Raw genomic sequence first — 16,246 nt, 5'->3', positions numbered from 1 at the left:
CATGACCACTGAAACAGTCACCGACGACCCACAGACGCCAATCGAATCGACTATCGACCACTCGTTCACCCAGACGCAACTCCGGCGCGGGGGTATCATCCTCCTCGCGTTCGTCCTGATGCGTGCGCTGCTCTGGGGCCCGCTCTGGACGCAGCCGACGCCCACCGACCCGCTCCAGTACGGTGGACTGGTGCTCGTGACGATCCTCGTCGGCTCGGTCGGACTGGTCTACCTCGGGTTCACCCGCTGGGTCGGCGTCGACATCGTCTCCTGGTGGGTCGACCGCGAGCACCTGTTCCGAGACATCGCGTGGGGCCTCGCCGGGTTCATCCTCGCGCTCGTCGTGACCGCTGGGATGGCCCTCGGGTTCCAGTCGCTGCTGGGGCCACGGCCGCCGAACGCACCGGTCGCGGAAGCTCCCTCCCCAGTCGGGACGCTTCTCCTGATCGTGTTCGGGTTCGCAGTGGCGTCCTTCCAGGAGGAGACGCTGTTCCGTGGCTTCCTCCAGACCGAACTCGCCGACCGATACGGCGCGTGGCCCGCAGTCGTCCTCCAGGCCGGCGCGTTCTCGGTCGCCCACGTCGGGTACTACCCGTTCACCGCGTGGTACCTGTTCGCGGCGGCCTTCGCCGGCGGCCTCGTCTACGGGTGGCTCCGGAAGCGTCGTGGACGGCTCCTGTCGCCCGGCATTGCCCATGGATTACTCGGATAGTTCAGATCATATGAGAGAACAGCTTGAGACACCGATTGCACACAGGGTGATCACATCGCCGCTCGAACGACTGTTCCACTCTCGACTGTTCGAGCGATTCAAGATCGCGTCCGTCGATACCGAGTTTCGCGTCCTTCGGGCGCGAGCAGCCGCCGATCTCACTGCGTGAGAACCACAGGAATTGTTATCCTATTGTATATTTAAATGACAGGTGGCCTATGGTGTATCCAGGCCACTATAGGACGAACCATGCAAGAAACAGAGGACACGACTCTCGGTGGTGTTCCGATCCGACTCTCGAGTCCGTGGGTGTTCTTCGCAGTTGCGTTCGCGATCACGTGGGGGTTCTGGCTTCCAGCCATGGTCATGGGTCTCACCTTCGATTCCGCACTCGGTCTCGGGTTCCTGCTACTCGGTCTCACTGGGCCCGGAATCGCAGGGGTCGGGCTGATGTACCTTCTGTACGACGACGAAAGCCGGAGCGATTTCTGGGACCGGGTGACGAATCCGCGCCGAATTGCCGGCCGGTGGTACCTGGCCATTTTCCTGTACCCGCCGCTCACCTTTGCCGTCGCCGCTGTGGCTGATATCTTGCTCGGTGGGCAGGGCTACACCGTCGGTGCTTGGGTCCCACAGCTCACGTCGAACCCTGCCGCGTTCCTGCCGACGCTCCTCTTCTCGTCGCTGCCCCCTGTCCTCGAGGAACTGGGCTGGAGAGGGTACGCACTCGACCAGCTACAGCGGACCCGGTCGGCGCTGGCTGCTGGTCTGATTCTGGGTGTCGTCTGGGCAGTCTGGCACCTCCCGCTGTTCCTCATCGGTGGGACGAACCAGCACGACGTCGTCGGCTTCCTGACGCTCCGGTTCTGGCTGTTCATGGTCGGTGTCGTGGCACTCTCGGTGGCGTTCACCTGGATCCACAACGGTACTGGTGGAACCATCCTCGCCAGCATCATGCTGCACTCCTGGACGAACTTCACCCTCCAGACCGTCGAAGGGACGCTCCGGACGGACGTGTTCTTCTACGCGATTGTTCTCTGGGCGTTCGTCGTCCTCGTTACCCTCGTCTGGGGTGCCGAGACCCTGACGAGTGATGACGATATCCCATATCCGACCCTCAAAACGCGATCTGGAGGGTAATCGCGAGGGTCAGCCCCTCCGACACCGACCACACGGGATGGACACGCGAGGGTGGCTTCCAGTCCTGGACGCTGGTTCTGGTCGGGTCAGGCCTCTTCTCGCGGCTCCAGCCCACGGGCGTCCTCGACGAGTTCGCCGAGCGCTGAACGAACCGCGTTGCCGGTGCGCCCTCGACGACGTCGTGGTCGAACGTCACCGTTAGGTTCAGCAACTCGCGGGTCGTGATCTCGCCGTCGACCACTCTCGGCTTCTCGCTGATGCCACCGATGGTCACCTGGAGCGTGTAGTTCGTCGGGCTGATTGCCCACCCACCACCCTCGCCGAACATCCCCACGGAAGTGACGGCGACGGTGCCAGCCACGTCCTTCCAGCGCCGGGGAAACCACTGGGGGAGTCGCCACACGAGTCGCCGAACGAATCCGGGGAGTCGTAGTGCCAGTTCGTCCCACCGTGAGAGGTCCGTGGGGTCCCAAGATTCCTGTGCGGCCCGGATCTCCTCGTGGATCGACCGGACGGACCGTTCGTTTGCCGTCCTGACGACGTGGGGGACGGCCATTCGCTCGCCGTTGACCGTCGACTCGACGAGGACGTTCACGTCGACGTCCTCGAACACGTGGACGCGACCCCGCCAGTCTCGATACGCGTTGACGTGCGGATGCTCCTCGAGTGCTTGCGCGAGACAGAAGACGAGAAACGCGGTGAACGACAGCGATTCGCCCGTCTGCGCCTCGATGGTTTCGATGCGCCGCCGGGCCTCAGTCACGTCTACCTCGATCAGGCCGTGGACGTTGCTCCGCCGGCCTGCGGTTCGCATGTAGTCGACCGTTCCCTGGCGACGTGGAGAGAACGGCTCGATCCGATCACCACGGTCGCTCATATCACGCGTTCTCCACGCAGAACTATACCTCTTGATGCCTTGCCATGTCTGGAAGGGTGTGAAACAGGCGAGTGTCCAGTCAGCTCCGCATCCATACTGTCAACGTATTTGTCGACGCTCCGCACATCTCCTTCCAGCTGTGGCCACAGATCCAGTGATTTCCCGTCTCCGGTTTCATCCCCTGCAAAGCTATTGTTCGGATCGCTCCACCTTCGAAATCGAACGTAGCGTTCGGAAGAGGAACATCATGCTCTTTCGCATATACGACCACTGGTTGAAGGTCCCGATCAGATAGACGTCGATCGTGGGATTGTACACCATGAACGCACTGCTCGCACCCAATCCACCCCACGAGTGGAAGCGTTTGAGAAACGGCAACGGCCGGATGCGGACGACGCCGTAGCCGTAGTCGATTCCCTGCCACAGTTTGTTCCACTGCTGCATCTCCTGGAGCGTCTCCTCGGCTACGAGCTCCCCCTCGACCAGAGCCCGATGGAACCGGAACAGTTCTTCTGCGGTGTTTACCGTCTGCCCACCGGCGTAGAAAGCGCTCAACGAGCGCACGTCATCCACGTCGATCCTCGTTTCGTCGATGTAAAACGGGGCCGTGGGAAGCTCACTTTCGACAGCAGGGTCAGAGAATGGCGGTAAGTACGAATGCTCCATCGCCAACGGATCAAAAAGGAACTCCGCTAGCGCCTCGTGATACGGGTGCCCAGTGACGCGTTCGATGAGCAACCCGAGCAGGTTGTACCCGAACTCCGAATAGTAGCAGTCCTCGCCGGGCGGGAAGTGCGGTTCCAGATTCTGTTTTGCCCACTCGATCGTCTCTTCCGGTTCCCAGATCCGGTCCGGTTCCTCTAACATCTCGTCGAACAGTGTGTTCCCCTCGGGGGATTCTTCCAATCGCGTGTTGAAGAACATCTTCCCGCCTTCGGGAAGGGAATGCGGGAGTCCAGAGGTGTGACCGAGGAGATGATGGATGCGGATCTCGTCTGTGTAGTCTGTGCCGTTAATCGTGTGAAGACCGTCGAGAAGTGACTCCGACAGGTACTCCGAGATCGGGTCATCGAAGTTCAGTTGTCCGTCGTCGGCGAGCATAGCCACGATTGTCGAGGTAAAGGTCTTGCCAATGCTGGCTGCGTAGTATGGTTGCTCTGGCTCGGCTTCGATCCCCTCCGTCTGACCAGTGGCGAGATTCCAGTGAAGATCACGGCTGTCGGAATGGACCAACAGGTACGCGGAGTGGAGGTCGGGACTGTCGTTGACGGCAGATTGTAACCTGGATTCCAGACGAGATCTGGCTTCCTGGCGTTCCATGACGTGCAAATATTGGTCTTTAATGATTTTAATTTAGGTGTCGTCTGGGCAGTCTGGTACCTCCCGCTGTTCTTCTTCGGTGGCACGAACCAGCACGACGTGGTCGGCTTCCTGACGCTCCGGACGGACGCGTTCTTTTACGCAATTGTCCTCTGGGTGTTTGTCGTCCACATCACCCTCATCTGGGGTGCCAAGATCCAACATCCAACACTCAAAAGTCCGAGACAGAAGACGAGAAACGCGGTGAACGACAGGGATTCGCCTGTCTCCGCCTCGATGGTCTCGATACGCCGACGCGCCTCGGTAACGTCGACCCCGATCAGACCGTGGACGTTGCTCCGCCGTGCTGCGGCCCGCGTATAGTCAGCCGTTCCCCGACGACGGAGCGGGAACGGTTCGATCCGGCCACCCTGGTCAGTCATGGTCTCTTCTGTCTGCCAGGAACGCCTCGAGCGGCCAGCGGGGCGTGTGGTCGACTTCCGCGTCGGTGTACCCGAGACGGAAGAGGTGCTGTGGGTTCTCGGTCGTTCCGAGTACCTCGGCGAGTTGTGCCCGCATCTCGGGACGCTCGAGCGTCTGACTCATGGGGTGGACGGCGATGCCTTCGCTGTTGGCCAGCAGCGCAATCCGCTCGAACGCCTGCCCGGTCCTGACTCGGGCAACCGGGTCGTCGGTTTCCGTCGTCAGCACGCCGACGACAGGTGCGCTCTGTATCAGCTTCGAGTTCTGCTTCGCTTCTCGGTCGCCGATGTCGAGATGCGTGACGACGGCCTGTCCGATGCGAGCCGCGAGCCAGGAACTGCCGAGCGCGCCGTTGCCGATCCAGTGGCCCAGTTCTGCGCGGTACTCGGGGTCGTCCATCTGGAGACGGTCCGCCTCCGCCTGCAACTCGCTAATCCCGACTTTCGCCTCCGGGTCGTCGACGAGATGGAGTGTGACACTGGCTTCCCGGACGATGTCCTCCAGTTGCTCGCGTGTCTCCGTTTCGGGCGGTCGGTTCTCGAATACCTCGTGGCTCGTTGCCCGCGTGGTGAGTGCGTCGAACAGGTCCGACGGCCGCGGGTTCGCGGACTCACTCTCCGCGAGCGTCACCGTCGCCACGAAGTCGCCCGATTCGGGATCGTGATACTCGACCTTCGGTTCGAAACCGAAGTGTTCGGCCGCGATACAGTAGTTCTCGACGGCACAGCCGACACTGATGTACAGTTCTCGCCTGTCCGGGTCGGCGGCGTCGAGCCAGCGCGACTCGTCGGCGTCGATTCGAATTTCGTCGCCACCGACTTCGAACGTCCAGGGCTGGGAGTTGTGACTCGATGGTGCCAGGATGGCGTACCGGAGCAGGAACGTGGCCTGGTCTTCGATGCTCCCGTCCGTCGGAAAGTCGTCGGCGCCGACGTCCCAGACCGATCTGGTGAGGGCTGCTGCTGGCATACTGGAAACTAGTCGGCAGGAATCATAACCGTGGACGGTCAGTATCAGCCAGTGGGAATACCGGATGATGGGGTGAGTGGGAGCTACGTCCGTGGACGGCCCATCCCGGGACCGTCGACGCAGTCAGAGATACGGTGGGACGATCGCCGGCACGAGCCAGAGGACTGCGATACCGACCACAGTCCACCGGAACCGGCGTTCGACCGTCAGCACGGCCAGTTCTGTCAGGACCGCGGCCAGCACGAGCAGGGCGACCGACGACAGGACGACCGTCGTCACGAGCTGGAAGGTGACGAACTGGGTCGACAGCAGGACGAACGCCCCGACGGGACCGACGAGAAACCCGAGGTCGAACAGCGCCGAGCCGATCCGTGAGTTGGTCCAAGACGTCGACGACGCGGCTCGGTCGAGGAGGAATCCGATGCCGAGCAACAGACCGCCCAGCAGGACGTACTTGGTCGCCTGCGCGGGCATCGGGCCGAAGTGATAGACGCGCTGGGAGACCGTCGTGTGCAGGACTGCCGCGAAGCCCGCCAGCCACACGAGCGCGACGACGCCGTCCCGTCGCTGTCGGTCGTCGAGCCGCCCTGTGAGGACTCGCTTCGACAGCGCCGTCCCGGCGAGGACGCACACGAGACCGAAGAGAAACTGATACAGCACCGACCCGATCGACCGGACGGTGATGTCGAGCGTCTCGGGCGGAGACTCACCAACCGACCGGAGCGCCCACTCGGTCGACTCCCGAACCAGCACAGGGTCGTCAGCTTCCGAGAGGTGCGTGGCGCCCTCGGCGACCGTGAGGCGGGTGGCCGTTCCGTTGGCAAACGACCCGACCTGCTGGCCCGGCGCGAGCTCACTGCCGGTCAGTTGTGCGGAGACGTTCGTCAACTTGCTCGGTGGCACGAGTGAGTCCTCGCTCCCGGTCGCCAGGAGGAGATTCGTGGGGAAGGGCTCGTCCGTCTCGGGTGGGAACCGACCTGCGATGGCGACGACCCCCTGGGCGTCTCGTTCGTAGGCCACCCGATACGCGCTGTTTGCTCCACCCGAGTGGCCGCCGAGCACGAGACGGTCTTCGTCGACTCGTGGCTGTGAGGCCAGATAGGTCGCCCAGTTCGCGTAGTTGCCGGCCGCCAGCTCGAAGATGTTCGACGTATCGCGTCGGATCTCCCAGTAGATGGGGTTTCCAGCCTCCAGTTCTCGCGTCTGGCCAGCCACGAGGACTGCGAACCCGTTCGTGGCGAGCGCCGCACCGTAATTCGTGTAGAGGGCGGGTGCCGTCCCGGAGCCGGCCCCGAACACGACGCCAGGGACTTGCTCGTCGCCGTCGGGGAGGTACAGCGTGCCCGTGGTGATGCGGTCGTCGGCCCGGATGTAGACGTGTTCGACACTGTAGTCGCTGCCGCCAGCGCTCGGCGTCTGGACGAACGGCGCGAGCCAACCAGCGATCCCACCCACGGTTACCACGAGAAGCACGGCGGTGACGTACGCGGCAGGAATCCGCAACCTCATGTTCTTTCATTGGTTGCTGAGACTACAGTAATGGCGACTGTTCTCACCCCCTGGGAAACGGTCGCGTATCGGACACGAGGCGTCAATAGCGGACCGGTTCGTGCGCTACCGAGCGTCGACAGCCGGATACAGCGCCTACTCTCGGCGTGACCTTTCGGCAGGAAGTCGTGGGGCCACGAGCGCCGCGAGCGTCACGCGCGGCCGATTCGACAGCCCTCGGGACCCGTAAACGGCGAGGAGGACGCTGCCGGCAACGACGAGAACCAAAGTATAGGATCCGTATCCCGTGACAGTGCCGACTGCCTCGACCCCGCCGGTCGGGAAGTACGCGGCAATCGGATTGATACCCCCGTGATACAGCATCGGGACCAGTACGCTCCCGGAGGAGTTGTATAGCCACGTGAGGACGATCGACCCGAACAGCAAGGCGACGACGTACGGAACCAGTGGAAGGTCACTCTGGGTACTCCCGGGGAGGAAAAACAGTGGGAGGTGCCAGAGCACCCAGACGAGACCGACGGCGAGACTGGCGAGCAGCGCCGAGAATCGCTGCTGGAGTGCGGGGAGCGCGAACCCACGCCAGCCGAGTTCCTCCTGGCCGCCGCCGACGAAGAACACGACGACGACTCCAATGGGATAGAACCACAGCGGGTTGCTCGCGTCGGGATCGACGCTCGCGCCGAACACGACGACGTGGACGAGACCGGCGAACCCGATGAACAGTGGCGGCAGGACGAGCGCCCAGCCGAACCACCGTGCAGGGATACGGATTCGGACGTTCGAGCGGACCCACTCTCGGATGCTCCCCCCGGTCACGTAGAGCGCGACCAGCGCGCCGACGAGCGGGCCGAATCCACCGACTCTGGCCAGGATACTCAGCGCCGACGACGGCACGAGGTCCACGAACAGGAACACCCACAGGCCCCACGAGAACGCGAGCGTCCCCACGAGGAAGACCGTGAACGCTCGGAGAGTATCGTCACCGGTCGAATCCATGCTGAGGAACACTTCACCGCAACGCAAAACTGTTGAACCCGATTGTCACTGGCTGAGAAAACCAGCCAGCGGGTCAGCGTACCGTCGAGGCGAAGGTCCGGGAGACGTGCCGGCAACCCCGATAGCGAGTTCGTGGTCGTAGCGACTGTTGGCCGCGATTCTGCGACTCCCTCTTTACAGACGTTCACCAAACGAGGTTCCATCATCGATACAGTGGGTCGTGACGAATTCACGAACGACCTCTGTGTACGCGTCGGGCCGTTCGAGGTTGACCGTGTGGCCGGCATCGCGGACGACGACTGGCGTAGCCTTCGACAGTTCCGCGCACCGGTCGAGTGCTGCCGGGCGGTTGATCCGGTCGTCTGCACCGTTGAGGAGACAGACCGGGCCGTCGAACGCCGACAGGCGTGATTGGAAGTGTCTCCCCACGAGTGCCAGTCCGGACTGCCCCCACGCGTCCAGCGACAGCCCCGTGTCCAGTATCTCCTCGATTACCCTATCCGAAAGTGGGAGTGACCGCAACCGGTCGGCCATCTTTCGCTCGAATCGACCGTCGACGCCGGGAATCCGCGCGCCGAGCCGAAACAGGGAGCTACTGGCGGCCGTCCGAAGTCCCAGCAGCCCACGGTAGTCGGCACTGCTCCCGGAGAGGACCAGCCCCGCCACGTCGTCGGCATGACGGGCTGCCACGTCGGTCACCACGTAGCCGCCGAGCGACTGGCCGACCAGCACGACACAGTCGCCCTCCAAGTCGGTCAGGAGTGACTCGACGGTCTCGACGGCGGCCTCGAAATCGAACGGCTCGTCGGTGCGGTCACCGTGGCCGGGGAGGTCCGGCGCGATGGTCCGGTACTCCGCCGAGAGCGACTCAGTCTGTGGCAGCCAGAGCTTGCGAGAGATGCCAGCCCCGTGAACGAACACGATGGCTGGCGCGCCGACCGGGCCGCGCACATCGACCGACGTCGAAGTCGAGAGCTGCTCGACCACATCGAGAAGGTGTCCGCGCAGCGGTGCCGGTTGCAGCGTCGCCGTGACGTGCCCGCGGTCGACGACCGCGAATTCGGACTCCTCGTAGCACTGGCGCTGGACGTCGTACTCGACATACTGGTCGTGTCTCGCCAGCAGCGGATAGACCGCCCCTCCGTCGCTGGCCTGGTAGTCGTCGCCGAAGTCCAGTGTCTGCTCGACCGTGGTCGGGTTCTCCCGTCCGGCCTGTCCGAGCAGGCGACGGTAGGTCGACTGCGTGAACAGCCTGCCGAGAGCGGCCCCAGCGAGCATCGGGACGTACGCATCTGCGGTTCCCTCGTAGGCACGATGGAGATTCGTCACCGAGCCACCGAGGCTCACACCCGAGACGACCACGGGACCGCCTGGTTCCAGCTGGTCGACGATTCTCCAGACGGTCGCGACCGACGTCGCCAGCATCGCGACGAAGTTGGCCAGGTCGCCCATCTTCCGTGCGTACTCCCGGGTCGTCCCGTCGTGAAACGGGGCTCGGAGTCCGACGATGTTTGCCTCGAACTGGTCCGCGTGCTCGACCAATATGTCCCGAAACGTGTTCGGCGTGAAGCGACTCGCCGAAAACGGCCGCTCGTCGTTCCCGTGGTGGTAGACGACCGTCGGATACTCCGTCCCGAGCCACTGTGCCACCTTGAGTCCGACACTGAGGGTTCCGACGGGAGTTTCTGCTGACAACTCGTATAGCCCCTCTCCGGTCAGGGATGGCACAGAGACGTCGATTTCCGGCAGCATCTCGTCGACACGCGGGGAGTCGACGCTGCTGGCGAAGAAACCGTCATCACCGACGAACAGTGACCCGAGACGGACGGTCGCTTCGTCGACGAGCGCGTGGTGAGACCGCATCGCTGGTCACGGTTCCGGCGACGGGTAGTTCCCACTCCCGGTCTCGGTGTACCCCTCGGCGGTGATCCAGCCATCCTGCGGACCGATGGCTCGGACGGTGACACGGTCGGTGTACTCGTTACCGGTCCAGCCGCCGGTGAACCACTCGTTGTAGCCACCGAACGTCGCGATGCCGGTGACGCTGGCATTCGGCGGCGCGTCGTATGCGAGATACACCGGTGCGTCGTAGGCGTAACAGACTGTTTCGCCCTGGTTCGGCAGGCGGCACTCGGTCGCGGCTCGCGTCACTGCATCACTCTGGTAGAACGTCGGCTCTGTCCCGACTGGCTCCTGTGTTTCGAGTGGGTAGTCGGCATTCACCGTCACGGAGACGCTGGCCGTCCGGAAGTCGACCCGCTGGTGGTCCGGATTCGACGGGTCGTACTCGGAGCGCGAGATTTCTTCACGACGTCCCTGCCCACCTTCCTCGACGACCCGGTAGTACCGGGTTTCGACACGCAACTCGGCAGTCGTCAGTTCCAGCATCGGGCCGGATTCCGTCTCGACGACGGTCGCGTTGAACGCCCCGTCGACGGTTCCATCAGGTGCGACGACGCTGGCGTTGACCGCCGTCGTCCCATCGGTCTGGGGAAGTGGCATCCGAATCGTCGCGTTCTGGATTGTCGCGTTCGCGTCGATGCCGACGGTGTACTCGTAAGTACTCGTGTAACTGTCCGGGTTCGGTCCGAGGAACGAACAGCCAGCCGTCAACACCACGCATGCGAGCAGCAGAACCAGCAGTGATTGTCGAGACATGACTCCTTGTTGAACGCTACCACGAAATCCTACAAAACCGTTCGCATCCAGCCGGTCGGCTTCACCCCACGCTCCAGTCCGGTGGGAATCGACGGCAGATATTAACCGAGCCATTCAGAACCGTTGTCACATGACGCCCTCCATACGCGGGTGGATCGACCGCCATCGGATCGCGAGTTTCCTGGCGGTCACCTACGCGTTCACCTGGACGATACAGGGGATCGTCGCGCTCTCGGGGATGACCGCGTCCTGGACGATGTCGATACTCATCGGCTTCGGCGGCTTCGGCCCACCCGTGGGGGCGGCCGTGGTCGTGTGGGCCTCCGGTGGCAGTCTCCGGTCCTGGGTCGGCCAGTTCTTCAAATGGCGCATCGGTGCGAGGTGGTGGGCTGCTGCACTCCTGATTCCGCTCGTCGTCCTCGCGCTTGGAAGTGGTCTCTACGTGGCACTGGGTGGCCCCGTCGACCTCTCAGCGTTGCCGTTCCCGGGCATCTACCTGTTCGTGATGGCCTGGGGGACCGTCTGGGGTGGCGGCCAGGAGGAACTGGGCTGGCGCGGGTTCATGGTCCCGGTGTTGCAGGAGCGATTCAGCGCGCTCGTCACGAGCCTGCTCGTCGGCGTGGCGTGGGCCGGCTGGCACCTTCCACTGTTCCTGAACGCCAACACCACCCACGGCAGTTGGCCAATCTCCCAGCAACTCATCTGGGGGTTCACCATCCTCGCTGGGTCGGTGCTGTGGACGTGGATGTACAACAACACGGGGAGTGTCCTCGCGGCCGCGGTGTTCCACGCCGGCATGAACAGCATCGGCGTCTTCCACCCCGCCGACAGGGCGGCGCTCGTCCCCGGCGGGATTCCGGACCCGTGGCTGAACTTCCTCGCGGAGATCTCCTCGGCGGTCGTGTTGGTCGGGTTCGCCGTGGTCGTCGTCCTCGCGTTCGGGACCGACCGGCTCTCGAAGCACGAGGTGCCCGACACCAGCGTCCTCGGACTGGGGGACGGTGAGCAACGACCGTCTGGGGGACCGGACGGGAGTGCTGCTGCCGGCCGGGAACCGTAAGGATGAGCGACGACCCCGAGGACACCATCGCGGTCCTCGGCAACCTCTCGACGATCGACCAGGCCCACGCGATCAGTCGCCTCCAGAGTGCAGTGTTGGACAGTTTCTACTGACGGGTAGCAATTCTCACCGGGAGAGAATCTCGACAATGCTCAAATAGATATGAGGTCAATTCTATACTATGGCTCTCAGTGTCCGTAGATACATCAGTAACCGTCCCGTGACGACGTTCTTCGTCGTCGCGTACCTCCTCTCGTGGATTGCATGGGTACCGCTGGTCTTCAGCGACTGGTGGGCGACGTGGTCGCCGTTGGTGCTCGCAGACGATCTCCAGACGATGCTGTTCATTATGCTCGGGGGATTCGGGCCGCTCGTGGCCGCAGCGCTGGTTACGTGGGTGATCGGCGACAGCGTCCGTGCGTGGGCCGGGCAGCTCCTCCGGTGGAAGGTTCCCATCAGGTTCTGGCTGTTCGCACTACTGTTCCCGGCCATCGCCGTCATCGCGGCGAGTGCCATCCACATCGTCGTGTTCGATGGCCAGTTCGACCCCGCGTCCACCAGCACCCTGGTGCTGTATCCGGTGCTGTTCCTCCAGGTCTTTCTCGTCGGTGGCGGCAACGAGGAACTCGGCTGGCGCGGGTTCGCGCTGCCGCGGCTTCAGGAATCCTACTCGGCACTCGTTGCGAGCCTGATCATCGGCGTCGGCTGGTTCGCCTGGCACCTGCCCCTGTTCGTGGTGGCGGGTTCCTCACAGGCCGGTGACCCAGTCTACTACTACGCGCTCGCGGTCATTGCCCTCTCGGTCGTGTTTACCTGGCTATACAACGAAACCGGCGGGAGCGTCCTGCTGACGATGGTATTGCACGGGTCCGTGAACACCAGTGGTATTCTCTACCTCGTCGGTGGCGGTGCCGCACTCCAGACCGACCTGCCGAACGGACTCCTCGCAGTGGTGTTCCTCGTCGCCGCACTCGTCGTCGTCGCTGTCTACGGCAGCGAGCGCCTCGCGGAGGTCGAGATTCCGAAACGCCCGTCTGGGAGTCAGTGATCAGGAAAGGTAGCTTCCACCCACCAGTTTTTCACGACGAGGGTACTGTCGGTCAATCCGCACACTCAGTGACGAGAATATATACAGAGTGGCCGCGAAACCGTCATCGATGGCGAGCAATATCGGATTCGACACCTCGACCGCCCGACTGCTCTCGATCGGAATGGCGTTTCTCGCTGGCGTGCTCGCGGGCGCTGTCCTGCTGATGGCCGTTCCTGGACTGGCCGGAGGGCCGGCAGACACGGGACCGGACCCCGAGAATCCCCCGTTCTCGACCTCCAGTGGTGGCCCGAGTTGTTTCGATGGTGAGGTGAACCCGAATGCCGGCTGGGTTCACGAGATTGCCGTGGGCAACTCCTACGCCGTGGATCTCAACGCTACCATCGTCCACGACGCCGGAACGGTGGTGCGAGCGGACGTGATTCCCCGGAGCGGTAACGGCTACGAACTCGCACTCAGCACAGAATCGGAGACAACGGATCGATCGGTCGACTGTGAGCGCGTCCGGACAAAATTTGCTATGGCCGCCTCACTGCCCACCACCTATGAGGAATTGATCGTGACGATGAACGGCCGCGAACTCGTGCGGACGACCCGTGAGGACACGACGGGTGACCTCTACCCGCTCCCGAATCCGCTGAACGCCACCGAGTGACGGTGCCAATCCGAGCTAATCTTTAGGGACTGGGCGTCGACCGACGTTCCATGCGACGCACACGTGCCCTCCGCAGCGTACTCGGTGCAGTCGTCGTCTCTCTGGTCGGCCTCGTCGTGGGGCGAGCAATTCGAGACTGGAACACGGAACGAGAGACTGCCAAACTCAGACGGACAGCCGATACCGACCGCAGCGAAGTGGTCAGGATGGCGGATCTGGACGAAGTCCCCCAGCCGGTACGGGATTACTTCGCGAACGTCCTCCGCGACGGGCAACAGTACGTGACCACCGCGCAACTCGAGCAGGAAGGAGAGCTGCGGCCAGGCGATGCCGACTCCGAGTGGAAGCCGTTCACCGCGACGCAGTACATCACGACCGACCCGCCGGGGTTCCTCTGGGACGCGACGGTGCGCTTCTGGCCGCTGATCGACCTCCGGATCGGTGACCGCTACCGAGATGGCAGTGGGCGTGCGAGCGTCTCCCTGTTAGGAGTCCTCCCGCTCGGTGGTGACGAGGCGAATCCGGAACTTGACGAGGGAGAGTTGCTTCGCTATCTCGCCGAGGCGGTCTGGTATCCGACGGCGCTCCTGCCCAGTGAAGGTGTCGAGTGGGAAGCAGTCGATGACGACACCGCCAGGGCAACCCTCGAGTACGGCGGTGTCACGGCCACGCTCACGTTTCACTTCAACGAGGAGGACGAGGTGACGAAGGTCCACGCCGAGCAGCGCCCGCGACGCGTAGACGACGGCTACGAACCGACACCCTGGACCGGTCGCTGGCACGAGTACGAGACGCGGAACGGAATGCACGTTCCGACGGCTGGCGAAGTCATCTGGCACCTGCCGGACGGTGACATGGAAGCATGGCGGGGCCGAGTCACAAATATCAGCTACGACGTGTGACGAGTAACGCCCAGCAACCCTGGGACCTTGGCTGTCGACACACCTGATTCGTTCGCTCCTCAGAGGTCGGAACCGCGGAAGCGTCGGTACCCAATGGCCAGCGGAACGACGAGCCAGCCTGCTAGCAGGAGGAGGCTCATCCAGCCAGTGAGGTAGAACGGCGTGGGGCCGGCAGCCGAGAGATTGCCGAGGAACCAGCCGATCGCGTGCTGGTAGGCGGCTGTCGGCGTGACGACGCCGAGGAACTCAACGAGCGGCGACGTGGTCGTCATGCCCTGGGCCGAGAAGCCGTTCAAGACGAACGCTGCACCCAGTGGCAGGAGGTCGGCGAGGAATTCGAGGACGACGAATGCGCCGAGTCCGAACGCCATCGCGCGGCCACTGGAGTCGGTCGTTGCCGAGATACCGACCATGATTCCCACGTACGCGACTGCGAGCAGGAGGGTGAGGCCAGCGAAGGCGACGTAGTCGACGAGCGAGAAGGACCCGAAGATGGCCAGCAAGACGACGAGCGTCACGGCGAGTCCAGTGAGAATCGCGACCGAGAGGACTGCCGTGCGGCCGACGAGTTTCCCGAGGACGATGTCACGTCGGGTGTGTGGGAGCCCCAGGAGGAGCTTCGCGGAGCCACTGCTGCGTTCGCCAGCGATGGAGCCGACAGCGACGACGATGGCCGCGATGGCGATGAACAGCGTCGCGGGTGCACCGAGCATGAACAGCAGCCCGATCGTCGAGACGCCGCCGCCGCTGAGTTCCGGCACGGTGGCGTAGAGGTACGCCATCCCGGCTGACATGAGGACGAACAGTGCAGTCAGCGCCCAGAGTGCCTTCGAGAGCCGGGCGTCCTGGAAATCCTTCCGGGCAACAGCCGCCCAAGTCATGCGTCCTCCTCGGTATCGTCACCGACGGGAGATACGGGTTCCGTCTCCATCATTGCCTCGCCCTCGGAATCGACGGTGTAGGCAGCGAACATCTCCTCCAGCGAGGTTTCTTCGAGGTCGAAGTCCGAGACGACGCCACCTGCATCTTCGACGGCGTGGAGGACGTCGATTTTGGCGTCGTCGGTACAGAGGACCGACAGAGTCCGGTCGCCGTCGGTCTGGACGCTGGAGACGCCGGCGACAGCGCGAGCGGCACTGGTGACGTCGTCGGTCACGGCATCGACGGTGAGGGTGAGTCGGACGTCTGTGCCAAGCGCGTCACGCAGCGCGTCGATGGTGTCGACGGCGACGAGTCGGCCGTCACGGAGGATGCCCACGCGGTCACAGACAGCTTCTACCTGTTCGAGAATGTGTGAGGAGAAGAATACCGTTGCTCCGCGGTCACGCTCCGCGCGGATGATCTCGCGCATCTCGCGAGCCCCGTTCGGGTCCAGTCCCGTTGATGGCTCGTCGAGGACGAGAATCTCCGGGTCACCGACCAGTGCCATCGCGAGGACGAGGCGCTGTTTCATGCCCTTGGAGAAATCTCCGGCTTTGCGGTCGGCAGCGGCCGCGATGCCGACCCGCTCCAGCAGTTCCATCGGGTCATCGTCGGTGCCCTTGGAATCGATGGCGAACGCGACGTGCTGGCGGGCAGTCAGTCGGTCGTAGAGGTGGTACCCGTCCGGGAGAACGCCAACGCGCTGTCGCACAGCCAGCGATTCGCGCTGAGCGTCCATCCCGAGTACGGTGGCGGTCCCACCGGTGGGGCGGACGAAGTCGAGGAGGATGTCGATCGTCGTCGACTTCCCGGCACCGTTCGGGCCGAGGAAACCGAATATCTCTCCTTCCTCGACGGAGAGCGAGACGTCGTCGAGGGCCGTGACGTCACCGTACTGTTTGGTGACACCTGTGAGTTCGATTGCAGCCATGCTAGTACTTCGTGTCCGCACAGCATAAAGATAGAACGTGTGACATTATCACGGCGGCTGGACACAACCTGCGGTCGCGACTGTCG

General features: G+C 63.5%; 15 protein-coding genes. 6 read left to right on the top strand and 9 right to left on the bottom strand.

Annotation, left to right across the window (positions count from 1 at the left end):
* Position 1 precedes the first annotated feature (1 nt).
* A complete protein-coding gene (locus MUG96_RS20400; RefSeq protein ID WP_246988929.1) occupies positions 2 to 712 on the top strand; it encodes a CPBP family intramembrane glutamic endopeptidase in 711 nt (236 codons plus the stop codon).
* A gap of 249 nt (positions 713 to 961) precedes the next feature.
* Positions 962 to 1,852 (top strand): CPBP family intramembrane glutamic endopeptidase, encoded by an 891-nt coding sequence (locus MUG96_RS20395; protein ID WP_246988928.1) that lies wholly within the window; start codon positions 962 to 964, stop codon positions 1,850 to 1,852.
* Here MUG96_RS20395 and MUG96_RS20390 read toward each other — a convergent pair.
* The 7 genes from MUG96_RS20390 to MUG96_RS20355 all read right to left on the bottom strand — a co-directional run bounded on the left by MUG96_RS20390 (position 1,830) and on the right by MUG96_RS20355 (position 10,643).
* On the bottom strand, positions 1,830 to 2,729 hold the full coding sequence (locus MUG96_RS20390) for a 2-oxo acid dehydrogenase subunit E2 (RefSeq protein WP_246988927.1): 900 nt from the start codon (positions 2,727 to 2,729) through the stop codon (positions 1,830 to 1,832). The genes MUG96_RS20395 and MUG96_RS20390 overlap by 23 nt on opposite strands.
* 189 nt (positions 2,730 to 2,918) lie before the next feature.
* Positions 2,919 to 4,049, bottom strand: a complete 1,131-nt coding sequence (locus MUG96_RS20385) for a serine hydrolase domain-containing protein (protein ID WP_246988926.1) — start codon at positions 4,047 to 4,049, stop codon at positions 2,919 to 2,921.
* A 414-nt stretch (positions 4,050 to 4,463) separates the two neighbouring features.
* On the bottom strand, positions 4,464 to 5,480 hold the full coding sequence (locus MUG96_RS20375; RefSeq protein WP_246988925.1) for an Acg family FMN-binding oxidoreductase: 1,017 nt from the start codon (positions 5,478 to 5,480) through the stop codon (positions 4,464 to 4,466).
* Between the two features lie 123 nt (positions 5,481 to 5,603).
* Entirely contained in the window at positions 5,604 to 6,989 is a 1,386-nt protein-coding gene (locus tag MUG96_RS20370) for an alpha/beta hydrolase family protein (protein ID WP_246988924.1), read from the bottom strand.
* A 135-nt stretch (positions 6,990 to 7,124) separates the two neighbouring features.
* Positions 7,125 to 7,985 (bottom strand): type II CAAX endopeptidase family protein, encoded by an 861-nt coding sequence (locus MUG96_RS20365; RefSeq protein WP_246988922.1) that lies wholly within the window; start codon positions 7,983 to 7,985, stop codon positions 7,125 to 7,127.
* A gap of 174 nt (positions 7,986 to 8,159) precedes the next feature.
* Positions 8,160 to 9,848 (bottom strand): alpha/beta fold hydrolase, encoded by a 1,689-nt coding sequence (locus tag MUG96_RS20360; RefSeq protein ID WP_246988920.1) that lies wholly within the window; start codon positions 9,846 to 9,848, stop codon positions 8,160 to 8,162.
* 6 nt (positions 9,849 to 9,854) lie between these two features.
* The gene (locus tag MUG96_RS20355; protein ID WP_246988918.1) at positions 9,855 to 10,643 is read right to left on the bottom strand and encodes a hypothetical protein; all 789 of its coding nucleotides are present in this window, start codon (positions 10,641 to 10,643) and stop codon (positions 9,855 to 9,857) included.
* Positions 10,644 to 10,773: 130 nt separating this feature from the next.
* On the opposite strand from MUG96_RS20355, the gene MUG96_RS20350 reads away from it, so the two are divergent.
* From MUG96_RS20350 to MUG96_RS20335, 4 genes are all read left to right on the top strand, one after another.
* Entirely contained in the window at positions 10,774 to 11,703 is a 930-nt protein-coding gene (locus MUG96_RS20350) for a CPBP family intramembrane glutamic endopeptidase (RefSeq protein ID WP_246988916.1), read from the top strand.
* 181 nt (positions 11,704 to 11,884) lie between these two features.
* Positions 11,885 to 12,751 carry a CPBP family intramembrane glutamic endopeptidase gene (locus tag MUG96_RS20345; RefSeq protein ID WP_246988914.1) on the top strand — a complete coding sequence of 289 codons (867 nt, stop codon included), beginning with the start codon at positions 11,885 to 11,887 and terminating at the stop codon, positions 12,749 to 12,751.
* 109 nt (positions 12,752 to 12,860) lie between these two features.
* Positions 12,861 to 13,406 carry a hypothetical protein gene (locus tag MUG96_RS20340; protein ID WP_246988913.1) on the top strand — a complete coding sequence of 182 codons (546 nt, stop codon included), beginning with the start codon at positions 12,861 to 12,863 and terminating at the stop codon, positions 13,404 to 13,406.
* A gap of 50 nt (positions 13,407 to 13,456) precedes the next feature.
* Entirely contained in the window at positions 13,457 to 14,308 is an 852-nt protein-coding gene (locus MUG96_RS20335) for a DUF6920 family protein (protein ID WP_246988912.1), read from the top strand.
* 59 nt (positions 14,309 to 14,367) lie between these two features.
* Here the strand turns inward: MUG96_RS20335 and MUG96_RS20330 are convergent, their stop codons facing one another.
* Positions 14,368 to 15,189 carry an ABC transporter permease subunit gene (locus tag MUG96_RS20330; protein ID WP_246988911.1) on the bottom strand — a complete coding sequence of 274 codons (822 nt, stop codon included), beginning with the start codon at positions 15,187 to 15,189 and terminating at the stop codon, positions 14,368 to 14,370.
* The gene (locus tag MUG96_RS20325; protein ID WP_246988910.1) at positions 15,186 to 16,160 is read right to left on the bottom strand and encodes an ABC transporter ATP-binding protein; all 975 of its coding nucleotides are present in this window, start codon (positions 16,158 to 16,160) and stop codon (positions 15,186 to 15,188) included. Before MUG96_RS20325 ends, MUG96_RS20330 begins: the two co-directional genes overlap by 4 nt.
* Positions 16,161 to 16,246 lie beyond the last annotated feature (86 nt).

Source organism: Halorientalis marina, assembly GCF_023028345.1.
Taxonomy (GTDB): domain Archaea; phylum Halobacteriota; class Halobacteria; order Halobacteriales; family Haloarculaceae; genus Halorientalis; species Halorientalis marina.
The sequence above is the reverse complement of the archived record's forward strand: the minus strand, read 5'-3'. Positions and strand labels throughout refer to the sequence as shown.